Raw genomic sequence first — 22664 nt, 5'->3', positions numbered from 1 at the left:
ACCAGCTTATGAGCGTCAACACTACCATACTATTCACGATACCCGTCGCGCTGCTGATTGTGCGGTCGATGCGGCGCTTTTTTGACCTGCCCACCCGCCTGCCCCGACTTAATCAGGCCCTTACCTGGATTTGGGTGCCCGGCGCCATTCTGTACGTGGCGGCGCTGCTGATGAAGTGGAAGACGGACCAGCTGGACGAGATATACCTGCTCCTGGTGTTTGCGGCAGTGATAGTAACGCTGCTGCGCTTGCAGAATTACCGCCCGGCGCGTACGGTACTGCTGGCCATGGTGCCGTACGTGCTGTATTCGGCCATTGAGCTGGAGCTGGAGCTTACCGGAGGAGCCTTTTTGAAGGAGTACGATGATGCCTTCGATACCTCCCGAGGCTTCGCAATGATCTGGCTGTTCACCTTCATTCTGATTGCTCGCAACCAGAAAAAGCAGCTGGAAAAAGAGCGCATTTTGCGTGAGGAAGAAGAAAAGGCCAAGCGCCTGATTGAGGCCCAAAACGCCGAGCTGGAGCGACTGGTGGGCGAGCGAACAGCCACGCTCACGCAGCAGGCCGAAGAACTACGCGAAGCGCTTACCGAGCTCCGAATCACGCAAACTCAGCTTATACAGAGCGAGAAAATGGCCTCGCTGGGAGAACTCACCGCTGGCATTGCCCACGAAATTCAAAACCCGCTCAACTTCGTTACCAACTTCTCTGATGTATCGGCGGAGCTGATTGAGGAGCTGGAGGAGGAGCGCCAGCGCGCCGACCGCGACCCGGAACTGGAAGCCGAGCTGCTGGTTGACCTCAAGCAGAACCTGCAGAAAATAACGCACCACGGACAGCGGGCGGCCAGTATTGTGCGGGGCATGCTGGAGCACAGCCGCGCCAGCACCGGTGAGCGGCAGCCGGTTGATTTAAATGTGCTGGCCGATGAATACCTGCGCCTGGCCTACCACGGTTTGCGCGCCAAAGACAAAACCTTTAACGCCACCCTGGTTACCAATTTCGATCAGGACCTGGGCACCGTACAGGCGGTTTCCCAGGATCTGGGCCGCGTGCTGCTCAACCTGTTTACCAATGCTTTTTACGCGGTGCAGAAGAAGAAAGAGCGCTGCCCCGATGGCTACACCCCTACCGTGAGCGTAACCACCCTCCGCCAGCCCGATGGCGATGTAGAGGTGCGGGTGCGCGACAATGGTACGGGCATTCCGGAGGCCGTGCAGAAGAAAATCTTTCAGCCGTTCTTCACCACCAAGCCTACTGGTGAAGGCACGGGCCTAGGCCTCTCCTTAAGCTACGACATCGTCACGAAGGGCCATAACGGCACGCTTACCGTAGAAACCTCTGAGGGCGAAGGCACTGAGTTTGTTATTGTGCTGCCCCGGGCCGATGGCACTGAGTAAGCCTGCCGCCAACCGTAGTAGCGACAGAGTACTCAGGTTTATTCCCAGATTTTCCTTTCCCGCGTCCTATTTCAGCTAGATTTGTAAACGATGAAGATACTGGTTGTAGATGATGAAACCGACGTACGCACGCTGTTTGAGCAGCGCTTCCGTCGTGAAATCCGGAGCGGTCAATTTTCCTTTTCCTTTGCCTATTCCGGAGAAGATGCCCTGAACTACCTGCGTGAGCATGCCTCGGAGGTGGTGCTGATCTTATCGGACATTAATATGCCCGGCATGAGTGGCCTAGAGCTGCTAAAGCACATTAAGCAGCAGTACCTCGCGCCCCCGCCCGCTCCGCCGCAGGTAATGATGATAACCGCTTACGGCGACGACGAAAGCTATCGACAGGCCATGCAGCTCGGGGCCAACGATTTCCTGACCAAGCCTGTTGACTTTGCGGCCCTCAAAGAAAAATTGACCTTGCTCGCGAGCCATGAAAACTAAAATACTGGTAGTGGATGATGAAGCAGACCTGGAGCTGCTCATCAAACAGAAGTTCCGGCGTAAAATCCGGGAGAATGTGTATGAATTTGTATTTGCCAGCAACGGCCAAGAAGCCCTGGATACTGTGCAGGCCAACCCCGATCTGGACATTATCCTCTCCGACATTAACATGCCGGTGATGGATGGCCTGACGCTGCTCAGCAAAATGCCGGAAGCCAACCCCATTGTGAAAACCGTAATGGTGTCGGCCTACGGCGACATGGAGAACATCCGGATGGCCATGAACCGGGGAGCCTTTGACTTCGTGTGCAAGCCCGTAGATTTCCAGGATCTGGAGCTGACCATGGAGAAAACCGCCAAGCAGGTGCGCCAGCTGCGCGAAACCCTGCAGGCCATCCAGGAAAACAACATCCTGAAGATGTACGTGGACGAGACGGTGCTCAACTTCATGGGCCGGCCCGGCTTCGAGAACAAGCTCATGGCCAGCGAAACCGTGGAAGCTACCGTCGTTTTCATGGATATCTGCGGCTTCACGTCATTGTCGGAGGTGCTGGCTCCTGCCGAAGTGGTGGGCATGCTCAACACCTACTTCGATCAGATGGTGAAGGAAATAATTGCCCAGGGCGGCTACGTAGACAAATTCATGGGCGACGCCGTAATGGCCGTATTCCGGGGCGACTACCACCTCGACCGCGCCATTGACGCGGCCCTTGCAGTGCGCAGCGTGGTGCATGCCAACCAGCACACCCTGTCCGATGGTAAGTCCTACCAGCCCCAGGTGAGCATTGGGGTAAATACCGGCGAGATGGTGTCGGGCAACATTGGCTCAGCCTCCCTCAAACGCCTCGACTACACCGTCATCGGTGACACTGTGAACGTGAGCCAGCGTCTGCAAGCGGCCGCCCAGCCGGGCCAGATTATCATCACGGAGGCTACCTACGAGCGGGTGAAAGAGTCGTTCCAGTGCCGCCCCATCAAGGAGGTGACGCTGAAGAACAAGGTGCAGCCCGTTATGATTTATGAGGTAGTGGCCTAGCCGCGCACCCTTGTATTACGCAAAAGCCCCTCGCCCTATAGTACCACAGGGCGAGGGGCTTTTCTTATTCTTATGGCGGCCTGCTTACGGAATCAGCCGATCTTGGCGCAGTTGCTCAAACAAATCGAAGAATGAATCTTGAGTGCGCTGGTAGGCAGTGAAGCCACGCTGGCGGCTGTTCGACATATCGGTCATGACCTCAATCGGCCGGCCCAGGTCCAAATCAGTGTGCCAGGCAGAGGCCAATCGGTCTAGATTAGCCTCGGTTAATTGGTGGCGGGTGGCAATGTCACGCCATACATCCGTGTACTGCGCCATTTCGGCTTCCAAGGGGTGAATGGTTCCATCAAAGCCCACGGCCTCCACCCCAAACCAATCGGCAATCTTACCCCACAGCCAGCTCCAGCGGAAAACGTCGCCGTTCACAATGTTGTAGGCCTCGTTCTGAGAGCCCTCGGCAGTAGCGGCCCATATTAGCTGTTTAGCAATAATGCGGGCATCGGTTACGTCATTTATGCCCTCCCATTGGGCTTTGGAGCCAGGCCAGCGGAAGGGGCGGCCTGTTTCCTTACAGATGCTGGCGTACACGGCCAGGGTGGTGCCCAAGTTCATCTGGTTGCCCACGGCTTTGCCAATGATGGTGTGCGGCCGGTGGATGCTCCAGGTAAACCCGTCGCGCTCCGCGGCAGCGTACACCTCATCTTCCTGGGCGTAGTAGAAGTTCTCAATGGGCAGGCGGGGCTGTTCCTCGCGCAGGGGCGTGGGGGGCAATACGCCCTCTTTCGCGTAGGCCTCAAACGGCCCGAGGTAGTGCTTGAGCCCCGTCACCAGGGCCACGTGCTGCACCGAGTGCTTCGGGGAAAGCACCGTGAGCAGGTTGCGCACCATAGCGCTATTAACTCGAATGTTCTCCGCTTCGGTGTCATTGCGCATCCAGCTGGTAATGAACACGTGCGTTGGGGCGAGGTCTTGCAGGGCGTTTTCCAGGCCGGCCACGTCGAGCAAGTCAGCCGCCACGGGCTGGAGGCCGGCAATATCGGTGCTGGGGCGGCGCGCCAGGCCGTAGGTGGTCCAACCGTTGGCCAGCAGCTCCTGGGCCAGGTTGCCGCCAATAATGCCGCTGGCACCTACTACTAATGCAATCTTATCCATGTGAATTCCGGTATTTGTTCAGCTTGAGTAGCCGCTGCCACGGGTCTGGGCAGTGGTGGCTCCCGAGTGGCCTAGCGACCAAACAGGAACCTGTCTATACGCCAAACAAGCAACCAACAACCGCTTTGTTTTGCGGTTTGTGGTTGCTTGTTGAGCTCTAGCACCCGGAAATAGGTTCTGTCAAGAAGGCAAGCACCAAGCGGTCAGCAACATGTGGCCGCGGCACACAAAGTGCCTTTTTCGCTACTGGGGCAGGTGCATTTTCTCATTCTGGCGGCGCAGGCGCTGGCACAGCACGCGCAGAATGTTGCGCAGCACTTCGCCGCGTTCTTCCATTACATCGTAGAAATCTTCCTGATCGAGGCGGAAGGCCACCACGGCACCGTGGGCCACGGCTGAGGCGGAACGGGGCTCCGCATCGAGCAAGGCCAGCTCCCCGAAGAAGTCGCCGGAGCGGAAGGTAGCCAGCTGCTGGGCGCCGCTGAAGATATTCACCTCCCCTTCCTGCACAATGAATAAGGAGGTACCCAGGTCGCCCTTGGCGAAGATCTGCTCGCCGTCGTGGAAGGCAACTTCCTTCATGATGGGCACAATGCTACTGAGTACGTTTTCGGGCGTTTCTGCAAACAGGGCAGTGTTTTTCAGGAGGGCAACCCGCTCCGTTGCCGAGATGCGGGACGTGGTGGCGTGGTGGCTCATGAGCAAGGATACTAAGTGAGGATGAGCGGCCAGCAGGTGCTGGTAGTCTTCGGGGGCATTGTGGGCGAAGCGGTCCAGCACGGCTACCGCGCTTTGCTGGATGAGCGGGTTAGCGCTGTGCAGCAGGGGCAGCACTTGGCCTACGGTGTAGGGCGTGGGGCGCCACTGGTTCAGCGCCGTGCTGATGGTCCAGTCGGTGTAGGCCACTTCGCCCCGCTCAATAATGGTAGGCACCACGGAGGAGCCACCGCCCGACGCACCCAACAGGGCATCGAACCGACGCACCTTCTCGGCCACCGGCACCACGTCGAGCAAGGTCTGCAGGCCCTGGTAGAGTGGCCTAGGAATCAAGTTGTCGAGCATTTCGAGGGCGTTGGCCTGCCGCTCCCGGGTGGCGTGGGCCACACCCCGCTGGGCATCGGCAATGATCTGGGGCGGATACAGCTGCAGCAACAGCCCAAACAGGCGTTGCTGCACGCGCGTCAGCTCATACTCCAGGCTGGTTTGCAATGCTTGGTTAGACGTAGCGGCCTGGCCTAGCAGCAGCTGTTGGGCCAAGTGCATCTCCTCCTGCACCAACCCCTGGAACACGGGCGCCTCGGTTGGCACTGGCTCGAAGTTCCGCAGCGCCCGCAGGGCGGCTTCGCGTCTGAACAGATTGGGTTGCCGGGCCATCTCTACCAGAGCCTGCCGGCTGGCAGGTTGCGGCACGTGCCCACACAGCTGCGCCACGCGCCGCAGAAGGGCTTCATCGGAGCTGGTGCGCAGGGTGGTGGTGAGTTCCGGCAGAGCCGCTGCCCCCAGCTGCAGGAGCTGGTCGGTGGCCTGGGGGCGGGTGGCCTTGTCGGTTAAAGCCGTAATCAGGGCCTGGATACCGGCCGCATCCGGCACTTTTATAGCGCCTAAGCCATTGGCAGCCGTCAGGCCATTTACTGAGACTACGGTATCGGCTACGGGCGCAAAGCGGCGGCTTACCGCGTGCTGCAGCTCAGCGAGGTAGTGCCCGTAGGTGCGGTAGAGCAACACCAGGGCCAGCAGAGCCAGCAGGGCCATCCAGCCAAAGGTGAGCTGCTCGCTAAGCTCGGGCTGGGTGTGAAATGCAAATAGCAGCAAGCCCGCCAGCGCCATGCCCAGGGGCTCGTACACGCCTTTGGCCAGCGTATGGGCTTGCAGCCGCTCGGTGGCCGGCAAAGGCTGAAACAGGATCAGAAAAACCGGATCAAACACCGCCCGCCGCAATACCTCTAGCGCCAGAAACAGGCCGCAGAAATAGAGCATCAGGCTGTCGTCGGAGCCGGTGTACTGGATGATGCCGTACAGACCTAGGCCTACCAGTACGGTGCCGGGCAATGCCAGCAGCGTCCCCCGGAAGCCCACCCGGTCTAGGGTTTGGCTGGTGAGCAGGAGCTTAAACACCAAGGCCAGTAAATACGTGAGGGCTAGCACGCTGCCCACGTAGCGCATCACCACCGACTGATCGTGAAAGCGGTGCTTGACGTTGACGAAGAAGGAAAACTCAATACCCGTGGTAACGGCCGCAATAGCCAGCATGCTTAGGCACATGGCCAGCACTAAGCGGCTGCTACCAAACCAGCGCTGCAAACCGGGCGTCACGGCGGCGGTGCGCTGGGCCCGGGCGGCGGAGCGGGCCTCTACCACGTGCAATCGACCCGTGGCCTGCAGCACCAGCAAAGCCCCCATATAGGCCCCAAACGCCGTGAGCAGCAGCCACAGCAGCTCGGTGTGGTGGTGGATGAGGATGGCCAGCACTGCCCCGAGAGCCTTGGCGGGCATGTCGCCGGAGCTGATGACGCTGAACAGGCGGCGGCTCTGGCGCACATCAAATACCACCGCCGATACCCCCCAGAACTCCAGGTTAGTGAGCAGGTAGATGACGCGGTAGCCGGCCATAATAGCCACGGCCGCCGCTACAGAGTGGCCTACGGCCACCAGCACACCTAGCACACCCGTTAGGGCCACTACTGCCAGCAGAACCCGCACCGCCACGCGCTGCAGGCCCAGGTGGTGCTCGAAATGGGCATATACCTTGCCGGCCCCAATCATGAGCAGCGCCGCAACGCCGTAGGCCAGGGGCAGGTTGCGCTCGGGGTTATTCTCCAGAAGGATTACGTTGGCCGACACGTATACCAGGATGGTGCCAATACCTAGCAGGAAGTTGTGCAGGAAGAACAGCCCCACCGTGCGCCCCTCATCGGGCCGAATGCCCAGCAATTGCTGCCAGCGTTCAAGTAGTGTCATTCTTAGTTGTTGATTGCCGGTTGCGTATTGCTGAGTGTTGGTGGTTAGTTGTTTTGTAATGTGGTCTGATAACTAGCATCCAACAAATTACAAGTAGCAATCAACACCCAGCAAAAATGAGATGACGCAAGATAGTGGCCTAGCTCGGCATGGCACGGGTTTTTTCCTGTAATTACGCTTTGCTACTCTATCTACCCGCCCTATGAACTCCCACCGCGCCGAAACCTACGTGCTCGACCAATTGCGCCGGCACCTCTCGCCCACCCTGGCCTACCACGGTGTGCACCATACCCTCGATGTAGTGCAGCAGGCCGAGTCGCTGGCCGCCGCCGAAGGCATCACCGACCCCGACGACCTCGCGCTGCTCCGCACGGCCGCCTTGTACCACGATGCCGGCTTCCTGACCACTTACCAGGGCCACGAGGCTGCCGGCTGCGAACTGGTGCGTGAGGTGCTGCCCGACATGGACTACTCCCCCAGCGAAGTAGAGCTGATCTGCCGCATGATAATGGCCACCCAAGTACCCCAAAACCCCGACGACCTGCACCTGGCTCAAATTCTCTGCGATGCCGACCTGGACTACCTAGGCCGCCCCGACTTCTGGTCCATCAGCAACACCTTGCGTGAGGAGTGGCAAGCCCGCGACATGGTGCGCGACGAGCGGCACTGGTACGAGATTCAGGTGAAGTTCCTCAGCGCCCACCGCTACTGGACGCGCACCGCCATAGCCCGCCGCGAAGCCGAAAAGCAGGCCCGGTTGGCAGAGGTGAAAGTACGCCTAGCGCATTAAAAAATAAAGCCTACTTAAGGCAAAATTAGATCCGTGAGTATAAACTGGACTATTCATGACTATAGCATAAGGCTAATAATGAGCAGCAACTACCTATCTACCTTATGAACGCTCATCATCTAGGAATCGACCACGAGGAATTAAGTCTCAGTATTATTCCGAGAGTTGAAGAATCGTTTGGCATTTCATTTCAGTCGGCTGATTTGGCCGACGTTTACACGTTCGGACAACTCTGCGCGGCAGTCCAAACGAAGCTTGCAGGCCAGGTTACTGCTGATTGTACTTCTCAGCAGGCTTTCTACAAGGCCCGGCAGGTAGTTCAAAAACACACATCAGTAAAGTATATTACTCCGAATACTGCCTTAACTGATATTCTTCCTGCGGGGCTCCAGCGCCGGCAGATTGTAGCCGCAATGGAGCAAGAGTTGCATATGAAGCTGGACATCCTAACAATGTCTCCTGGGCTGATAGGCGCCTGCTGCTTGGCTCTACTGACTTCGCTAGCATGTCTGTTTTTCTATCCTCTACTGGGGTTCACAGGAATGGCATTTGCCATTGCAGGATTGCACTTAGCAGGCCGGTTAGGAACTACCCTACGCATTTATACTATGCGAGAATTGGCTGAGTGTATGAGCACCCGGTATTACCGGACCTCGCGCCGAAATCCTCAATCTGTAAATCTGAGGGAAATAGTGGGCACAATGAGGCATCTTTTCAACAAAGAGTACAGCATAGCACTCCACGAGTTAACGCCGGATGCAATTATCTAAAAGAAGAGAAAGCTGCCTCTACTTGAGGCAGCTTTCTCTTTTTGAAGTAGACCACTCTACAGCGACTTCGCGGCCGCACTGGCGGGAGCCGGAGTTACTGCGGCGGTTTTGGCGCCTTTCTTCATGCAGCAGGAGCCGCCCATGGCCGTTTTCTTATCCATGGAGCAGCCAGCGGTGCTGGCTTCTTTCTTACCTTTTTTGGCTTTGTCGCCGTTGTGCCCCTCGTGGGCAGTGGCAGAACCAACGAATGCAAACAGCGACAGGGCGAGCAGTACGTTTTTCATATTGTAGAAGCGAGTAACAGGAAACAAAAGCGAGAAAGCGAAGGCCCTCTTAGGACCGACTCTAAGATAGAAGATTTAGCCTGGACCCCGGACCCAGTGGCTCAATCTTCTCGCTTCCGCCTAGCCTAGCCGCCCCCTTTCTGCTGCCTACGAGCGAACCTTATTAAGTAGCATTTCTCACATTTCGGCTCCAAGAAATGTTACAATGAGCGCTAGGCCAGTCGAACGAGATGCCCCAGCTTTACGTCTTGCTTCTTACTGGCCTAGGCCACTTTCCCCGACCCTGTTTCCCCTGCTGCGCGCCCCGATGGTTCTGCGCTACCGCTTATGCCCCTTCGCAAACTCAGTTATAGTGTTCTGCTCGTTCTGGCCCTGATTTCGGCCTTGAGCGTGTATTTCGTGGCGCAATTGCGCTTCAATTACAACTTCAACGACTTTTACCCCGCCGGCGACCCTGATCTGGACTACTACCAGCAGTATTCCGGCCGCTTCGGCAACGACAACGATTACGTGCTGCTGGGCCTAGAGGCCCCGGCCGGACGCACCGTGTTTGAGCCGCGGTTCCTTACCCGCGTCGACTCCCTGACGCGCTTCATTCAGGCACGGCCGCACGTGGTGCACGTCACCTCTCCCACCAACGCCACTAATCCCGTGGTAGAAGGCTTGGGTGTCTTCAACATTCCCTACCTCCATCCCCAGGAGCCCGAGCGGCGTGCCCAAGACTCGGCGCTGGTGTACCGCACGCCGGGGCTGGTGGGCAACCTCATTGCCAAGGATGCCCGCGCCGTTACTATCCTGCTGCAAACCTCCCCCAACCTCAGCAAGCCCCCCGGCGACTCCCTGCTGGCGGCGGTACGCACCGAGCTAAGCCGCCAGGGCTTCGCGGAGGCCGATTATCACTTGGCCGGTAAGCTAGTGGCGCAGTCGGTATTTGTAGACCGGCTACAGCGGGAGCTGATGGTGTTTATGTCACTATCGGTGGTGCTCGTGACGGGGCTGCTGTGGTTTACCTTCCGGACGTGGTGGGGGGTGGTGCTGCCGCTGGTGGTGGTGCTGGGCGCTATTCTGTGGGGCCTGGGGCTGATGTCGGCCTGCGGGGTGAGCATTGATCTGATGACGGCCCTGCTGCCGGTGATGCTATTCGTGGTGGGCATGTCGGATACCATCCACATCATCACGCGCTACGTCACGGAGCTGGGCTACGGCACCTCTAAGCGCGATTCGCTGGTGATTACGCTTAAGGAGTCGGGCTTTGGCTCGGGGCTTTCGGCCCTGACCACTAGCATCGGCTTTTTCACGTTGATGACTAGCACCATCCGGCCCATTTACAACTTCGGGCTGTTTACGGGCATTGCCGTGCTGCTCACGTTTGTGCTCAGCTTCACGCTGCTGCCGGCCATGCTCATGCTGCTGCGCAAGCCCCAGCTGCGCATTCCGCGGGCTGAGGGCCATAGCTGGGACGGGGTGCTGGGCCGCATGTTCCGGACGGTGCTCGCCCGCCGCCAATGGGTGGTGGCCATCAGCGCCCTGCTGCTGATTGGATCAGTAGCCTCGGCCTCTCGCATCCGCATCAACTCCGCCCTACTCGACGACCTCTCCAAAAACGACCCTGTGAAGCTGGATTTCCGCTTTTTTGAGAATCACTTCGCCGGCGTACGGCCCTTCGAGATGGACATAAAGCCCGCGCCCGGCCGCTCCATCTACGACCTGCAGGTGCTGCGGCAGACCGAGCAGATTGAGAATTACCTCACCAAAGAGTACGGCCTCAACTTCGTAGCCTCCCCCGTTACGCTGGTAAAGTCCGTGCGCAAGGCCTTCAATGGTGGCCTACTGGAAGAGTACCGCCTGCCTGAGTCCGACGCCGAGCTGAAGCGCCTGGTTTCCAAGATCAAGCTGTTCCGCAAGAAGCCCGAGTTCCGGGCGCTGGTGCTGCCCGATGCCTCCGAGGGCCGCGTGACAGGCCGTATGCCCGATGTGGGCAGCATCCGGGCGGATAAGCTCAACGCCGACCTGCGCCAGTTCCTGCGCCAGCACAACGACTCTACCGTGCTGCACACCCGCCTCACTGGCTCGGCCAACCTCATCGATAAGAACAATGAAAACCTCACCCTGAACATGATTACCGGGATGAGTATCGACATTGTGATGGTCACGCTCATTGTGCTGGCCCTGTTCCGGAGCCTGCGCATGACCTTGGTGGTGCTCATCCCCAACTTAGTGCCCATTTTGATTGTGGCCGGCGTAATGGGCCTGGCGGGCGTGCACATGAAGGTCAGCACCAGCATCATCTTCACCATTGCCTTCGGCATTGCCGTCGATGACACGATTCACTTCATCAGCAAGCTCAAGCTGACGCTCTTGAAGGAGCGAAGTCTGTTCCGGGCCGTGCGCAAAACCTACCTGATGGCGGGTAAAGCGGTTATCGTCACGTCCCTGATTCTGGTAGGTGGCTTTTCCACACTCATCTTCTCTTCCTTTGATGGCACCTTCTACGTAGGCCTGCTCATTGGCCTCACCCTGCTCTTCGGTGTAGTGGCCGAGTTGACGCTGCTGCCCATCTTGATTCTGGCCTTCTACAAGCACCGCCCCAAAGAAATACGGCAGCCGGTGCCGGCCCTGGGCGGCTAGGCTAGGAGTTGCGCGTACTAGGCCACTTGCGCAAAGCCCCATCCTCCAAGAAGCTGGAAACAGAGCTTCCGGAGGATGGGGCTTTACATTTAACAGGCCGTTTTTGCTGTCCTAGCGGTAACTAGTTGGCCCCCGTGGTCCGGGTAGTGTCGGAGGTGGTGGTGGGCTTTTTGCAGCTTTTGCCAGCTGTTGGCCGCGCATCGGTTGTTTTGTCGCAGCCCGAAAAGCTGCTGATAGCGCAGAACAACACCAGGCCGCACACGGTACGCAGAATAGAAGAAGTACGCATAGAGAGAGTGGTTGTGAAAGGGTGAATTGAAAACTGAGGCTACTACATGCCGCCCCAAGGGGCAGGCCGCCATAACGAGCCTCCCCTTGGAGCGAACGGGTAATTGTCTCCTGCCTAAGTTGGCAGTGCCGGCTTACACCCCTTTTACTCAATCGATTACTTCCCCTCTTTTCACCGACGGTTTGGTACATCATGCCGCCAAAAGGCAGCTCCCACTGCGCTCCTCTAATTTCCTTACTCCAGGGGTGGCCTAGGCCGATGCCAGAAAGCGCTCAACTGAGGAAATAGTGGCAACTGGCGCATTCAGGTGCGGATAATGACCTGTAGTATTCAGTATTTCCAGTTTGCTACCGGCGAGGTTGGCGTGCATGTAGTGGCCTACCACGGAGGGCGCCACCGTATCCTGGGCGCATTGTACCACTAGAGTAGGGATTCGCAGCTTTGACAGCTCCGTGCGATAGTCGGAAAGAAAGGTAGCACGAGCGAATTGCCGGGCAATGGCCGGATCAACCTCACAAAAGCTCGATACTACTTCATCAACCAGTTCGGAGCGCATATCTCCCCCCACTATGCCCGGCACCATGGCATGCGACCAGCCGTAATAGTCCCGGTCGAGGAAGCCAAGCGCCTCCTCCAAATCGGCAGTATCGAAGCCTCCTATGTAGTCGCCATCATTTATATAACAAGGTGAAGCTGCCAACAGCACAAGCCGCTCAAACAGAGCGGGCTCCCGGATGGCAGCCAACACTCCAATTATTCCGCTGACGGAGTGGCCTATGTACACCACTTTAGGGAGCTGCAGGGCCCGCAGCAGCTCCAGCAAATCGTTCACGTAGCCGTCGAGCGTCTGGTGGCGCGAAAAATCATAGGCCGTTTTATCAGAACGGCCAGCTCCTATCAGATCAAAGAGTACAACTTGATTGCGAGCGGCAAATGCGGGCGCTACATAGCGCCAGGCCTGTTGATCGGTTCCGAAGCCGTGGGCAAATACCAAAGCCTTTTCCCCAGATCCGTAGGTTGATACGTGATGGCGTTGAAGAATATCCATACCTATCGTGAATTAGATAAACATGAGGTAAGCTAATTTCTAGGTGCTACTCCCTATTACTAAGTACTTTTCAACCAGTAAGCTGGGCATGAATACATGCCCAAACAAACGCTTCTCAACAAAGAACATCCCTCTAGTTCTGGGACCACCTGGCTTTTTGCCCTGCTACCTTCCTAAAGCACCTGCTGGCAACTCTATTGAGGTAAGCAAGACCTTGCAGCTACACATTGGCCAGCAGGTGAGCGCCCAAACGCTTTTTCATAATGGGAAGCAGATGACCATCTTTTTCCTGTCCTCTCACCTCCAATTGAACAGGCCATTGCCGGCTATCGATGCAGTAACCTCCCCCCAAAACTCAGCAAAAGGTGGTAAGGCCAGGCCACAAAAAACCCCAGCCATTTGGCCAGGGCGTTTTGTATATGCAGCCGAGCTACTGGATTTTATCTGCGCACAACGCGGTGAAGGCGGGGCAGCAGTCGTTTACTAAGTCAACGGAGTAGCCGCCAGGCTCAGGCATTAGCTGCAGCTGAGGCAAGGTGCCGTGCTCAGGGCAGCAGAGGCCCTGCAGTTTTTGATATAAGCCGGCCAGTACTTGCTCCTCCTGATTGTGGTGCAATAGCTGTCTGACTACTTCGACATTAATCATGTCGGGTTGACGGGTAGAAATGGACATAAGCGTGCGAGTAAGTGAGGTGAAGGTCTGACTGCCAACCCAGTTATATTCAATCTTTTCTCAGCTCTCTCATAGCGCAAATGCGCAAGTATAATTGAGCAATGAATTAATTGTTATATATCTGATTTACAGCAGATAGCGAGTTCAAAAGATATAGTTAAACTTGACAATCCCCACATTATGTTTTTCTGAAGCCCATCCTTTAGCAACCTCATTACCTGAGTTTTATTCAAAATATTCTATTCGTTCTAATTCATATTCCATTTGAAGTTTACTCACTGCTACCGCGGCAGATCAGGAGTTACTATGTATCCGCTGATAACTTGTAAGCTCAACTTTGATTTCGCGGCTGCCGCATTCCTTATGTTCTCTCCACTTATCAGGGGGCTAGTTTTTACTGGTTTCTAGGTATTTCAGCCTCATAGGCCACCCTGTACTTTTGCTCCATACCCCAACCATGTGGCTGAAAGCGACAGAGCACCCCAACTCCTGTGCTGCTGCTGAGCAATAGCCGTTTTACATTACCTCTTCCGCTGCTATGGTGCGCACACTTCTCATTCGCATAACGGTGACAGGCCTAGCGGTGCTGGCTAGCTGTGCTCCGGCTCTTCATCTGTCCCCAACACCGCAGGGGTTTGTGGCCATGCCTGTGCGCAGCTTTCACCTAAACCAAGTAGCCTTAGGGCCCTTTCATACCACCCGGATGCGCAGCCCCACCGGTTTTCGCATCTGGACTGGCCTAGACCTGGGTTTCATCAGGTTATTCAACCGCACCGCCCAGCGGCAGCGAATCAATTTCTCGCTTGCTAATGCGCAAGGGGAAGTGGCCCAAACGCAAGCTCTCAACCACCTTATCGTGCACAGCTCCATCGGCGACTTGGGTCATTTACCTGATGCTGGACCTAACACGCCCAACTGGTACAGCCGCAAAAACGCCGATGTATTTAAGGGTACCATCACCCTCCCCAACCGTGACAGCACCGGCCAGTGGCAGTTTGAGATAGAAAACGCGCACCAGTTAAAAGGTCCGCATATCGAAGGGCAGGTTACAGATGGTAAGCGCCTCATTCGGCTCCTGAGCGTGGAGCGCGCCACCGATTTTGGCCGTGATGGCCACCTGGATGAGGCTTTGCTGGCGGCGCAAGTAAAGCGCGGCCTAGTGTTTCGCTACGAAAACCGCTTGATAGGTGCCCTTGACCAAACCTACCCCGACTACCCTATCTTTTTTATCCGGCCTGAGCTAGACCCCACCCTGCAATTTGTGCTGGCTAATAGTGCCGTGCTGCTGCTACGCCATGCCAACCTGCTTCGCTAAACGCTACTCATTAATACGCCTTACTCGATTATGAAACGCATCCTATTAAGCCTCATATTTGGCAGCGCGCTAGGCCTGTCGTCGTGTGCTATTGGCCTATTAGAGCCGGTTACGCTGCCCGAGTTTGAACAGTCGGCCACGCCCTTACCGGTGAAGGGGTTACAGAGCTTGGTTATTGGGCAGCGCATATCCTTTGGGGAGTTTCAGCTGGGCAAGGTTCACCGCGGCTGGACATCGACCCGGTACTACTCGGGTGGGGGGCTGCGGCCGGGGCCGTCTGGCCTGCCCGTGCTAGATGTTCTTAACCTGCCTGCCGCGCAGTACCTGCGTAACTCTAGCAACAAGCTGCAGTTTAGCCTGGAGGCAGGGCCACGCCACTCAGAAATCTACTGCGTGAATAACGTTAGTAGCCGGGAGCTAGCGGTGTTTACGCCCATCGTTCGGGGCCCCATAAATATTACCCAAGACTGGAAAAACACGTTTACCGGGCTCATTGTGGGTCCCGAGCTTGACTCTGTTAACGTCTGGAATATTGTACTCACCACGTCGCTGGCCGATGCCGACTCGCGCAATAACCCTGAGCCCGTCGTGGGTTTGGTAGGCAGCAACGATGAAGTGTTGCTCCGGATACAGCAGGTGGTGCGGCGGTCGGTGAAGCACCCCAAAACCCACCAGCAGGTTGCTTTGCCCGTACCCATGCCCATTGGGTACCAGATTATGTTTCGGGACCAAGCTATTGGGTTTGTGGATTTACAAACGCCGGAGGGCACCGTCTGGCTACGGACGAACATGCCCCCGAATATGCGCTTTCTCGCGGCCAATACGGCTGCCACGGTTATGCTATGGTCGCGGGGCATCGCCTTGTAAAGCTGGCCTACGCAGCCTAGCGCAGCCGTTATAGAGGCCAAAATATACCGTGCTAGGCCTCTTCGTCGTTTCTTTGCGACTATGATGCACCCACGCTTGCTTACTGCCACCTTCCTTTTCCTGCCCCTTTTCAGCTTTGCGCAAACCCCATCTCCCACCCCTAGCCCTGACCCGTTGCCGCGCCTGATTCAGGAACGTGAAGCCTTGATCCATCAGTACGAAGAGGCCAATGCCCAGCGCAATGCCTTCCTGGCCAACAAGCCCAGCAAAAAAGACCTCCAAGACGTAGTAGACGCGCTAAAAGGCATTATCCGGAAGGATACGGAGATAGTACGGGCCGTGCAGGATGCCACTCAGCGCCGCACTGCCACCATTGTGGCTGAAAATCAGCAGGCCAAGCAGCAGGTCACGGTAGCGCAAACGGACCAAAGCAGCACCCGCCAGCGCTTCTACGATTTGGAAAACGAGATTGCCAACCTTCAGCTCCGCGATAAGCAGCGCGAGAAGAAGCTGCAGGATTTGCAAGCCGCCGAGGCCGAAGCAACTCAGGCGCGAACCAGCCGCGAGCTGCTGGCTGCGGGCTTGGCCTTGCTTTCCATCGGCCTCCTGGCCTACGTGCTCAAGCTTCGCAGCCGCCTAGCAACTCCAGCACGACGTCGCAAGTAAACTATTTGCTGTCAAGGCCTTCTTGCGGAAAACAGCCTTTGAGCCGAATGGCAAGTAAAAAGCCCCTTTTTGCAGAAAGGGGCTTTTTGTGATGAAGAGCCAGTCACTCAGCAAGCTCTCCAAAAGGGTGCAAGAGTAGCAACTGCCGGGGTGATACAGTTAAGCTTTAGCACGGGAGGCAGAAGTTAAGAACTCTTTTCAAAGAGACAACTTTTAGGCTTTGGTGTAAAGGATGAATAGACTGCGTTTGTGACCTCAACTAAGGTCAACAGTACTCTTTCTGGCGAGGCCCCTACTAGGCTGAAATACTGTCGGCGTCTGGGTAATTACTTCTTATAGGCCAGTTTCTTCGGTAGAAACGAGAAGCCAAAGTGGGCAGATTTCTGCTCAAATGTGACCTCAAAATATTATTTATGCTTGTTACAGCTGCCGAGTTTTTGACCTACCGCGAGGCAGTTGCACTCTACAACACGCTGCGTGAAGCGGAAATTGAGGCGCTGGTAAAAACCTGTGGCCCACCTACTTTTCCCTTCGGCGACGGCATGTACTACCAGCTGCTCATTGACGAAGCCGCGGCCCCAGCCGCCCAGCAACTCCTGCAAGCCTTTGAGGTGCAGCGCACCGCGCCTCAGACCCTGCACTGCCCGCGGTGCGGCACCCCCAGCCCCGCGCCGATACTGCGCCTGCCGTGGTGGAAACGGCTGTTTTATGCGGGTACTACCTTGCACAAATGTGGGAGTTGCGGCAAGGAATTTCCGGTCTGAACTACTACTTTGCCGGGGTATCCTGCCCTTCTATACCGGGCGTAATCTCGTAAAGAATTGACTTGGACTGAAGCACAGGCCCGCGCACTCATCACCGACCCTGGCACGCTCAAGCGCGGGCAGGAGCTGGCAGCTACTACCAAGTGGAGCAACCTCGGCCAAACCGAAACGGCCGCCTGGGGAGAGTGCAAGGGCAGCGGCAGCAAACCCTACCAAACCGGCATCGACCTCACCGAGCCAGCCTTTAAATGCTCTTGCCCCAGCCGCGTATTTCCCTGCAAGCACGGTGCCGGCCTGCTGTTGCTCCTGGCCCGCCAGCCTCAGCTACTCAACGGCGCCACCCCTCCGCCCTGGTTGCAAGAGTGGCTGGATAAGCGCCAGCAAACCCAGAGTAAAAAACCAGCCACGCCTGCGGAAGATGTAGCAGCAACCAGTGATGATACTGCGGCCACCGCCACAGCTGCTACCGATGCCGAACTGGCCCGCAAGAAACGCGAGTCTCAGCGCCTCAGCCGCATGCAGCAGGGGGCTGCCGAGCTGGAAACCTGGCTCGTAGACCTCATGCGCGCTGGCCTAGCGGCCACTGAAAGTCAGCCGCCCAGCTTTTGGGAAAGCCAGGCAGCGCGGTTGGTTGACAACCAGTTGCCGGGCCTAGCCACCGTGCTGCGCGACTTGGCCGGAGTACGCCACCTGGGGCCCACCTGGCCGGAGCGCCTACTAGGCCAGGTGGGCGAGCTATACCTGCTGGCCCGTACGGCGCGCAATCTGGAGCACCTGCCTGCCGAAACCCGCCAGGAGATTTTGCAGCAGCTTGGCGTCACGAGCAAGAAGGAAGAAGTGTTAGCTACCCAGCCCGCCGTTGCGGATCAGTGGCTGGTGCTTAGCCAGACCACCACCGAGGAAGAACGACTATTGGTGCGACGCTCTTGGCTACAGGGCCAAGAAACCGACCGCTTTGCCCTAATAGTGGAATTTTCGTTTGGCGGGCAGGCGTTCAGTACTCCCTTACTACCGGCCGGGCGGTATGCGGGCCGCGTCACTTTCTACCCTGGCCTGCTTCCGTTGCGGGCAGTGCCGGGTGAGCTAACATTTCTAGGCACCAGCACCCTCGCTCCGGTGGGGTACACTACGCCAGCGCAGTTGCTAGAGGCCTACGCGACTGGGCTGGCTCGACAACCGTGGCTGCGAGAGCTACCCGCACTACTGGCTGGCGGCGTGCCGCTGCAAACTACTACCGGCGCCTGGGTTCTGCAGTTCTCGGCTAACGAGGACCTAATCGAAACCTCAGCAGTAGCAGTAGCCTCCTCCACTGTTGTGGCCGGTCCTTATGCCTCTGCAGCACCAGAGGCTGCCAGAGAAGTATTGCTGCCGCTAACCTGCGATGAGCTATACGGCTGGCAGCTGCGAGCCGTGAGTGGTGGCTACCCGCTCACAGTTTTTGGCGAATGGACGGGAGCTGCCCTTCGCCCGCTGGCCTACTGGCCTAGCCCCGTTGCTACTATTCACTCTGCCTGATTATGCCGGAGCACCCCACCGTTTCTCCACCTACCCCTACCGTGCAACCAAGCCCTGACTGGCAGCGCTTGCTGCGCGTAGCGTTGCTAGGCACGCGCCAAGCTCCCGATGCACTTCCTACCGGTGGCCTAGCCTTGCCAGATGCTTCTACCGACCCAGACTACCGCGAAAAGCAAGCCTTAACTGCCGCCGGGGCCTTGTCGCTGGTTCGAAAGGCGGGCTATCAGTTTACGGCCGCGGCAGTGGCAACGCCTGAGCCCTCGCTTGCGCCCCCTGAAAGCGCCCTATCATTAGGCCCTGTTGGGACGCAGCTGCTTCAGCAGATGATAGATGGCACGCACTCTCCGCTTCTGGCTGGGTTCCTGAATGACATGCATAGCCATGGGCGCCGGGTACCGCATCACTTGCTGGTGCCCTTGCTGGAGACAGCGCGCACTCGCCGCGAGCTGCACGGCCCCACGGCCCAAGTGCTAGGCCAGCGCGGAACGTGGCTGTTGAAGCAGCACCCAGGTTGGCAGCCTATTCTGGTGGCGGCGGCTACTACACCCGATGCTACCACATGGGAAACTGGCTCCATTGCCGAGCGGGTAACTTTTCTGAATTTGCTGCGCGCCACCGCCCCCGATCAAGCCCGCGAGTTATTAGCGGCCGCGCTTCCTCAGGAACCAGCCAAAAACCAGGCAGTCCTCTTAGAAGCCCTCAGTACGGCGCTAACTGCCCCCGACTCCCCCTTGCTGGAGCAGTACCTCACCTCGAAAAGCAAAGAGGTGCGCCAGGTAGTGCGCCCCCTTTTAGCGAAGGCGCCAGGTAATAGCCTGATTGAGCGGGTGTGGAACCGCACCGAGCCGTTGGTGCGGGTAAAGACCTCGCTACTTTCCAAGAAATTACTGGTAGAGCTGCCGGATCAACCGTGGGATAAAAGCTGGCTGACTGATGGGATTGAGCAGCATGACAGCCGCTTCCAGGGCGACCGGGCCACGCTGCTAGGCCAGCAGTTAGCTCTCATTCCGCCCCAGCGCTGGACGGCTCATTTTAATTTGCCTATCCCTAAGCTACTAGACTTAGCAGCCGGCACGGAGTGGGCGGCGCTGCTATTGAGCGGCTGGGCCGAGGCCGCCCTGTTGCATCAGGATGCCAGCTGGGCGGCCGCTATGCTGGAGTGGTTGTATGAGAAGCCCCGCAAATTGTCCCCGCTACAGGCTCTGGGTGGGCTGGTAGGGCTACTCTCGCCCGCGCAATTCACTAGCCTGCTATTGCCCCTGCTGGCAGCGGCTCCGCACCTTAGCCCCGAGGTCCGCTGGCTGCCGCTACTGCTCCAAGGCCATACGCCGTGGCCAGAGAGTCTTACACGCCGAATGATAGAAGTGTTGCTAGAGTCTCTCGGTCGGCCCGAGCAGTTGCATCGCATTCATTACGCGGCTAGTCAAATATTCGAGCATATGGCCCGGGTGGTGCCGGCTAGCCAGTACGTCCTTTGCGCTCGAGGCCTAGAGCCGCTGCTTCATGATGTGCCTTACATTCATAACAGCCTTACCCGCCTGCTCAACACCCTGCACTTTCGCCAGCAGCTAGCGGAAGCACTCACCGAGCCACCTGGGCTGGGCTGATTCGCAGCGAAGCACACTCTTTCTTTACCCGCCCATCTTTCTCCTTACTGACTAGCCGTAGTTTTTCCTATGTCGCTCAATCCATCCTCCGAAGTCCTGCGCCCGCACGTTGAGGTGCAATACGCCGAAGAACTCGCCGCACTCAAAGCCCTTGACGACCGGCCCAAGCCGCCAAACTGGCAACTCTCGCCTTGGGCCGTAGTTACCTACCTGCTAGGCGGCAAGCTGGACAATGGATTCGAGATTGAACCCAAGTACATCGGGCAGCGGCGCCTAATGGAAATTGCCGTGGCTACCCTGGCCACCGACCGCGCCCTGCTGCTGCTGGGCGTACCCGGCACGGCCAAAAGCTGGGTATCGGAACACCTGACCGCCGCCATCAGCGGGCACTCCAACCTGCTCATTCAGGGTACGGCCGGCACCAGTGAAGATGCCATCCGCTACTCCTGGAACTACGCGCGCCTCATTGCCGAAGGGCCCTCCGCGGCGGCCCTGGTGCCCTCGCCCCTGCTCAAAGGCATGCAGGAAGGTGCCCTAGTCCGGGTGGAAGAGCTCACCCGCATCCCCTCCGACGTGCAGGACACGCTCATCACCGTCCTCTCCGAAAAGGTGCTGCCCGTGCCTGAGCTGGCTACCGAAATTCAAGCTACCCGTGGTTTCAACGTGATAGCCACCGCCAACGACCGCGACAAAGGCGTAAACGAGCTGAGCAGTGCCCTGCGTCGCCGCTTCAACACGGTGGTGCTGCCCCTGCCCACTTCCGTAGCCGAGGAAGTGCAGATTGTGCACTCCCGCGTGGAGAAAAACGGCCGGGCCTTGCAATTGCCGCCCACCATCACAGCTCTAGAGCAGATCAGCCGCCTCGTGACCGTATTCCGGGAGCTGCGTTCAGGCGTGACGGAGAATGGTAAAACCAAGCTCAAGAGCCCCAGCGGCACTCTCAGCACCGGCGAGGCTATTTCCGTGCTCAACAGTGGCCTAGCCCTGGCCGCCTACTTTGGCGACGGCACCCTGCAAGCCGCCGACCTAGCCGCCGGCCTCACCGGCGCCGTCATCAAAGACCCAGTACAAGACCGCGTAGTGTGGCTGGAATACCTGGAAACTGTAGTAAAAGAGCGCGACGGCTGGAAAGACCTTTACCGCGCCTGCCGAGAGGTAGTGGATTAGCGATTATTCACTTGAACTCACTAGGCACAGCGGATATGATTTGAATTATGGATGTTAATAAGGCACCCACAGCTGAATCATACTGGACAGCATTATCAAGGAGCGTCCATACGGGCCGGGCGGTGCCGAAATACGTTACGGTACAAAACATTTCGCGCCGGGTACTAAGGTGCACATCATCGACTGGTACCCTGGAATGTGTCAAAGTATTGTAGTAGTCGGGCTTCATCGCAAATCCAAACGCTTTATAACCTTGTCACTTGATGTTCGCTTGGTGGAAAACCTTCGCCCTAAGGTCTGCTACAATCCTACCGTAATTGCCAAATTCAAAGAGCACTACTCCCCAAAATCACTAGACTCACTCACAAAAGAGCTGGCTGAAACGATATGCCAAGCAATCCCGAATTGGCAACGGAACTATAAAACTAATTCTGTAGAAAGCTCTCCACTTGCTGATGAAGAATCCAGCAAAACCCAAGGTTTTCTGGCGCGACTCCGAGAGTTTTATTGTTTTTTTTCGAGGTTTTAATCTGAGCCGTCTGTCGCCATTTCCAAATCTGAGCCCGGTTCCTTGACCAAATTTGGCGGTTGATTCCAAGTAGAATTGGGAGTCATTATGAAAATGATCTAGTGAAACTGTTGTAGACAAGACATTTCCCGAACTCCGCCTCGACACCTACTTTGGCAGCACCGACCGAAGCACTATATTACCTTGGTTCCACTGGCTGCTAAGACGGGGGTTGACCTGGTGTTATCCACGGAGCGGCAGCGGTTTGGTGGTACAGCGGTCAGCCTTCTGAATGGATTTCAGCCTGACCTAATCCCTACGCTATCTAAGGCAGGATTAAGCTAACAGGTGGTGCGTTAGGAAAGCAGCACTAAGATCAAGGGCATGCCGGGCCGCCTGCAACTCCTGGGGGCTGGACACGAAAACGTGGGGCATCTGCTCCCAAAGGTGTAGTTCGGCCTTACCTCCGGCGGCGTGCACACTAGCTGCGTAGCGCACGGAGTCGTCCAGTAGTACTTCGGCATCGCCAACGTGCACTTGCACGGGCGCTAGGCCAGTAACGGAGCCATATACCGGCGAGGCCAGTGGGTTGTGGGCATCTTGCCCCTGTAGGTACAGGGCGTACGCATCAAAACTAAGACGCTGTCTTGAGGGCTGACCTTTGTCTTGTTAGACATCGTTAAGCACTTCATGCTCAGCCAACTCCTTGTCTCATTCGCTACGCTACCGGACCCACGTTGT

General features: G+C 57.3%; 20 protein-coding genes. 13 read left to right on the top strand and 7 right to left on the bottom strand.

The window, feature by feature from the left end:
* The first annotated feature begins 8 nt into the window (after positions 1-8).
* The 3 genes from EU557_RS10305 (at position 9) to EU557_RS10295 (ending at position 2922) form a co-directional block, all read left to right on the top strand.
* Positions 9-1400: an ATP-binding protein gene (locus tag EU557_RS10305; RefSeq protein ID WP_135530386.1), complete on the top strand. Its 1392-nt coding sequence runs from the start codon at positions 9-11 to the stop codon at positions 1398-1400.
* A gap of 90 nt (positions 1401-1490) precedes the next feature.
* Entirely contained in the window at positions 1491-1886 is a 396-nt protein-coding gene (locus EU557_RS10300; protein WP_135530385.1) for a response regulator, read from the top strand.
* Positions 1876-2922: an adenylate/guanylate cyclase domain-containing protein gene (locus EU557_RS10295; protein WP_135530384.1), complete on the top strand. Its 1047-nt coding sequence runs from the start codon at positions 1876-1878 to the stop codon at positions 2920-2922. Before EU557_RS10300 ends, EU557_RS10295 begins: the two co-directional genes overlap by 11 nt.
* 84 nt (positions 2923-3006) lie before the next feature.
* On the opposite strand, the gene EU557_RS10290 is transcribed toward EU557_RS10295, so the two are convergent.
* Positions 3007-4074 carry an SDR family oxidoreductase gene (locus EU557_RS10290; RefSeq protein ID WP_135530383.1) on the bottom strand — a complete coding sequence of 356 codons (1068 nt, stop codon included), beginning with the start codon at positions 4072-4074 and terminating at the stop codon, positions 3007-3009.
* Positions 4075-4317: 243 nt separating this feature from the next.
* Entirely contained in the window at positions 4318-7032 is a 2715-nt protein-coding gene (locus tag EU557_RS10285; RefSeq protein WP_135530382.1) for a cyclic nucleotide-binding domain-containing protein, read from the bottom strand.
* A gap of 202 nt (positions 7033-7234) precedes the next feature.
* On the opposite strand from EU557_RS10285, the gene EU557_RS10280 reads away from it, so the two are divergent.
* Together EU557_RS10280 and EU557_RS10275 are read left to right on the top strand one after the other, a co-directional pair.
* On the top strand, positions 7235-7822 hold the full coding sequence (locus EU557_RS10280) for an HD domain-containing protein (protein WP_135530381.1): 588 nt from the start codon (positions 7235-7237) through the stop codon (positions 7820-7822).
* 104 nt (positions 7823-7926) lie between these two features.
* Positions 7927-8592: an acyl carrier protein gene (locus EU557_RS10275; protein WP_135530380.1), complete on the top strand. Its 666-nt coding sequence runs from the start codon at positions 7927-7929 to the stop codon at positions 8590-8592.
* Between the two features lie 56 nt (positions 8593-8648).
* Here the strand turns inward: EU557_RS10275 and EU557_RS10270 are convergent, their stop codons facing one another.
* Positions 8649-8876 (bottom strand): hypothetical protein, encoded by a 228-nt coding sequence (locus EU557_RS10270; protein WP_135530379.1) that lies wholly within the window; start codon positions 8874-8876, stop codon positions 8649-8651.
* 327 nt (positions 8877-9203) lie between these two features.
* On the opposite strand from EU557_RS10270, the gene EU557_RS10265 reads away from it, so the two are divergent.
* Positions 9204-11504 carry an efflux RND transporter permease subunit gene (locus EU557_RS10265; RefSeq protein ID WP_135530378.1) on the top strand — a complete coding sequence of 767 codons (2301 nt, stop codon included), beginning with the start codon at positions 9204-9206 and terminating at the stop codon, positions 11502-11504.
* A gap of 121 nt (positions 11505-11625) precedes the next feature.
* Here the strand turns inward: EU557_RS10265 and EU557_RS25460 are convergent, their stop codons facing one another.
* The 3 genes from EU557_RS25460 to EU557_RS10255 all read right to left on the bottom strand — a co-directional run bounded on the left by EU557_RS25460 (position 11626) and on the right by EU557_RS10255 (position 13514).
* Positions 11626-11793 carry a hypothetical protein gene (locus EU557_RS25460; protein ID WP_167855161.1) on the bottom strand — a complete coding sequence of 56 codons (168 nt, stop codon included), beginning with the start codon at positions 11791-11793 and terminating at the stop codon, positions 11626-11628.
* Positions 11794-12043: 250 nt separating this feature from the next.
* Positions 12044-12841 (bottom strand): alpha/beta fold hydrolase, encoded by a 798-nt coding sequence (locus tag EU557_RS10260; protein ID WP_135530377.1) that lies wholly within the window; start codon positions 12839-12841, stop codon positions 12044-12046.
* A 430-nt stretch (positions 12842-13271) separates the two neighbouring features.
* Positions 13272-13514 (bottom strand): hypothetical protein, encoded by a 243-nt coding sequence (locus EU557_RS10255; protein ID WP_135530376.1) that lies wholly within the window; start codon positions 13512-13514, stop codon positions 13272-13274.
* 538 nt (positions 13515-14052) lie between these two features.
* On the opposite strand from EU557_RS10255, the gene EU557_RS10250 reads away from it, so the two are divergent.
* From EU557_RS10250 to EU557_RS10220, 7 genes are all read left to right on the top strand, one after another.
* A complete protein-coding gene (locus EU557_RS10250) occupies positions 14053-14829 on the top strand; it encodes a hypothetical protein (protein ID WP_135530375.1) in 777 nt (258 codons plus the stop codon).
* Positions 14830-14859: 30 nt separating this feature from the next.
* Complete coding sequence (locus EU557_RS10245; RefSeq protein WP_135530374.1) at positions 14860-15696, top strand: hypothetical protein; 837 nt, start codon at positions 14860-14862, stop codon at positions 15694-15696.
* 81 nt (positions 15697-15777) lie between these two features.
* The gene (locus EU557_RS10240) at positions 15778-16362 is read left to right on the top strand and encodes a hypothetical protein (protein ID WP_135530373.1); all 585 of its coding nucleotides are present in this window, start codon (positions 15778-15780) and stop codon (positions 16360-16362) included.
* A 413-nt stretch (positions 16363-16775) separates the two neighbouring features.
* Positions 16776-17126: a hypothetical protein gene (locus EU557_RS10235; protein ID WP_135530372.1), complete on the top strand. Its 351-nt coding sequence runs from the start codon at positions 16776-16778 to the stop codon at positions 17124-17126.
* A 57-nt stretch (positions 17127-17183) separates the two neighbouring features.
* A complete protein-coding gene (locus EU557_RS10230; protein WP_135530371.1) occupies positions 17184-18641 on the top strand; it encodes an SWIM zinc finger family protein in 1458 nt (485 codons plus the stop codon).
* A gap of 41 nt (positions 18642-18682) precedes the next feature.
* Positions 18683-20248: a DUF5691 domain-containing protein gene (locus EU557_RS10225; protein ID WP_135530370.1), complete on the top strand. Its 1566-nt coding sequence runs from the start codon at positions 18683-18685 to the stop codon at positions 20246-20248.
* Positions 20249-20317: 69 nt separating this feature from the next.
* On the top strand, positions 20318-21415 hold the full coding sequence (locus EU557_RS10220) for an ATP-binding protein (protein WP_135530369.1): 1098 nt from the start codon (positions 20318-20320) through the stop codon (positions 21413-21415).
* Positions 21416-22259: 844 nt separating this feature from the next.
* Here EU557_RS10220 and EU557_RS10210 read toward each other — a convergent pair.
* A complete protein-coding gene (locus tag EU557_RS10210) occupies positions 22260-22541 on the bottom strand; it encodes an alpha/beta hydrolase fold domain-containing protein (RefSeq protein WP_281062605.1) in 282 nt (93 codons plus the stop codon).
* Positions 22542-22664: the final 123 nt, after the last annotated feature.

Source organism: Hymenobacter wooponensis (assembly GCF_004745865.1).
Lineage (GTDB): Bacteria > Bacteroidota > Bacteroidia > Cytophagales > Hymenobacteraceae > Hymenobacter > Hymenobacter wooponensis.
Note: the sequence above shows the minus strand (reverse complement) of the source record. Positions and strands in the feature narration are given on the sequence as shown.

What these genes read in the sequence shown, in the direction of transcription:
- EU557_RS10305 (WP_135530386.1), top strand. Translation starts at nt 9, where the DNA reads ATGAGCGTCAACACTACCATACTATTCACGATACCCGTCGCGCTGCTG.
- EU557_RS10300 (WP_135530385.1), top strand. Translation starts at nt 1,491, where the DNA reads ATGAAGATACTGGTTGTAGATGATGAAACCGACGTACGCACGCTGTTT.
- EU557_RS10295 (WP_135530384.1), top strand. Translation starts at nt 1,876, where the DNA reads ATGAAAACTAAAATACTGGTAGTGGATGATGAAGCAGACCTGGAGCTG.
- EU557_RS10290 (WP_135530383.1), bottom strand. Translation starts at nt 4,074, where the DNA reads ATGGATAAGATTGCATTAGTAGTAGGTGCCAGCGGCATTATTGGCGGC.
- EU557_RS10285 (WP_135530382.1), bottom strand. Translation starts at nt 7,032, where the DNA reads ATGACACTACTTGAACGCTGGCAGCAATTGCTGGGCATTCGGCCCGAT.
- EU557_RS10280 (WP_135530381.1), top strand. Translation starts at nt 7,235, where the DNA reads ATGAACTCCCACCGCGCCGAAACCTACGTGCTCGACCAATTGCGCCGG.
- EU557_RS10275 (WP_135530380.1), top strand. Translation starts at nt 7,927, where the DNA reads ATGAACGCTCATCATCTAGGAATCGACCACGAGGAATTAAGTCTCAGT.
- EU557_RS10270 (WP_135530379.1), bottom strand. Translation starts at nt 8,876, where the DNA reads ATGAAAAACGTACTGCTCGCCCTGTCGCTGTTTGCATTCGTTGGTTCT.
- EU557_RS10265 (WP_135530378.1), top strand. Translation starts at nt 9,204, where the DNA reads ATGCCCCTTCGCAAACTCAGTTATAGTGTTCTGCTCGTTCTGGCCCTG.
- EU557_RS25460 (WP_167855161.1), bottom strand. Translation starts at nt 11,793, where the DNA reads ATGCGTACTTCTTCTATTCTGCGTACCGTGTGCGGCCTGGTGTTGTTC.
- EU557_RS10260 (WP_135530377.1), bottom strand. Translation starts at nt 12,841, where the DNA reads ATGGATATTCTTCAACGCCATCACGTATCAACCTACGGATCTGGGGAA.
- EU557_RS10255 (WP_135530376.1), bottom strand. Translation starts at nt 13,514, where the DNA reads ATGTCCATTTCTACCCGTCAACCCGACATGATTAATGTCGAAGTAGTC.
- EU557_RS10250 (WP_135530375.1), top strand. Translation starts at nt 14,053, where the DNA reads ATGGTGCGCACACTTCTCATTCGCATAACGGTGACAGGCCTAGCGGTG.
- EU557_RS10245 (WP_135530374.1), top strand. Translation starts at nt 14,860, where the DNA reads ATGAAACGCATCCTATTAAGCCTCATATTTGGCAGCGCGCTAGGCCTG.
- EU557_RS10240 (WP_135530373.1), top strand. Translation starts at nt 15,778, where the DNA reads ATGATGCACCCACGCTTGCTTACTGCCACCTTCCTTTTCCTGCCCCTT.
- EU557_RS10235 (WP_135530372.1), top strand. Translation starts at nt 16,776, where the DNA reads ATGCTTGTTACAGCTGCCGAGTTTTTGACCTACCGCGAGGCAGTTGCA.
- EU557_RS10220 (WP_135530369.1), top strand. Translation starts at nt 20,318, where the DNA reads ATGTCGCTCAATCCATCCTCCGAAGTCCTGCGCCCGCACGTTGAGGTG.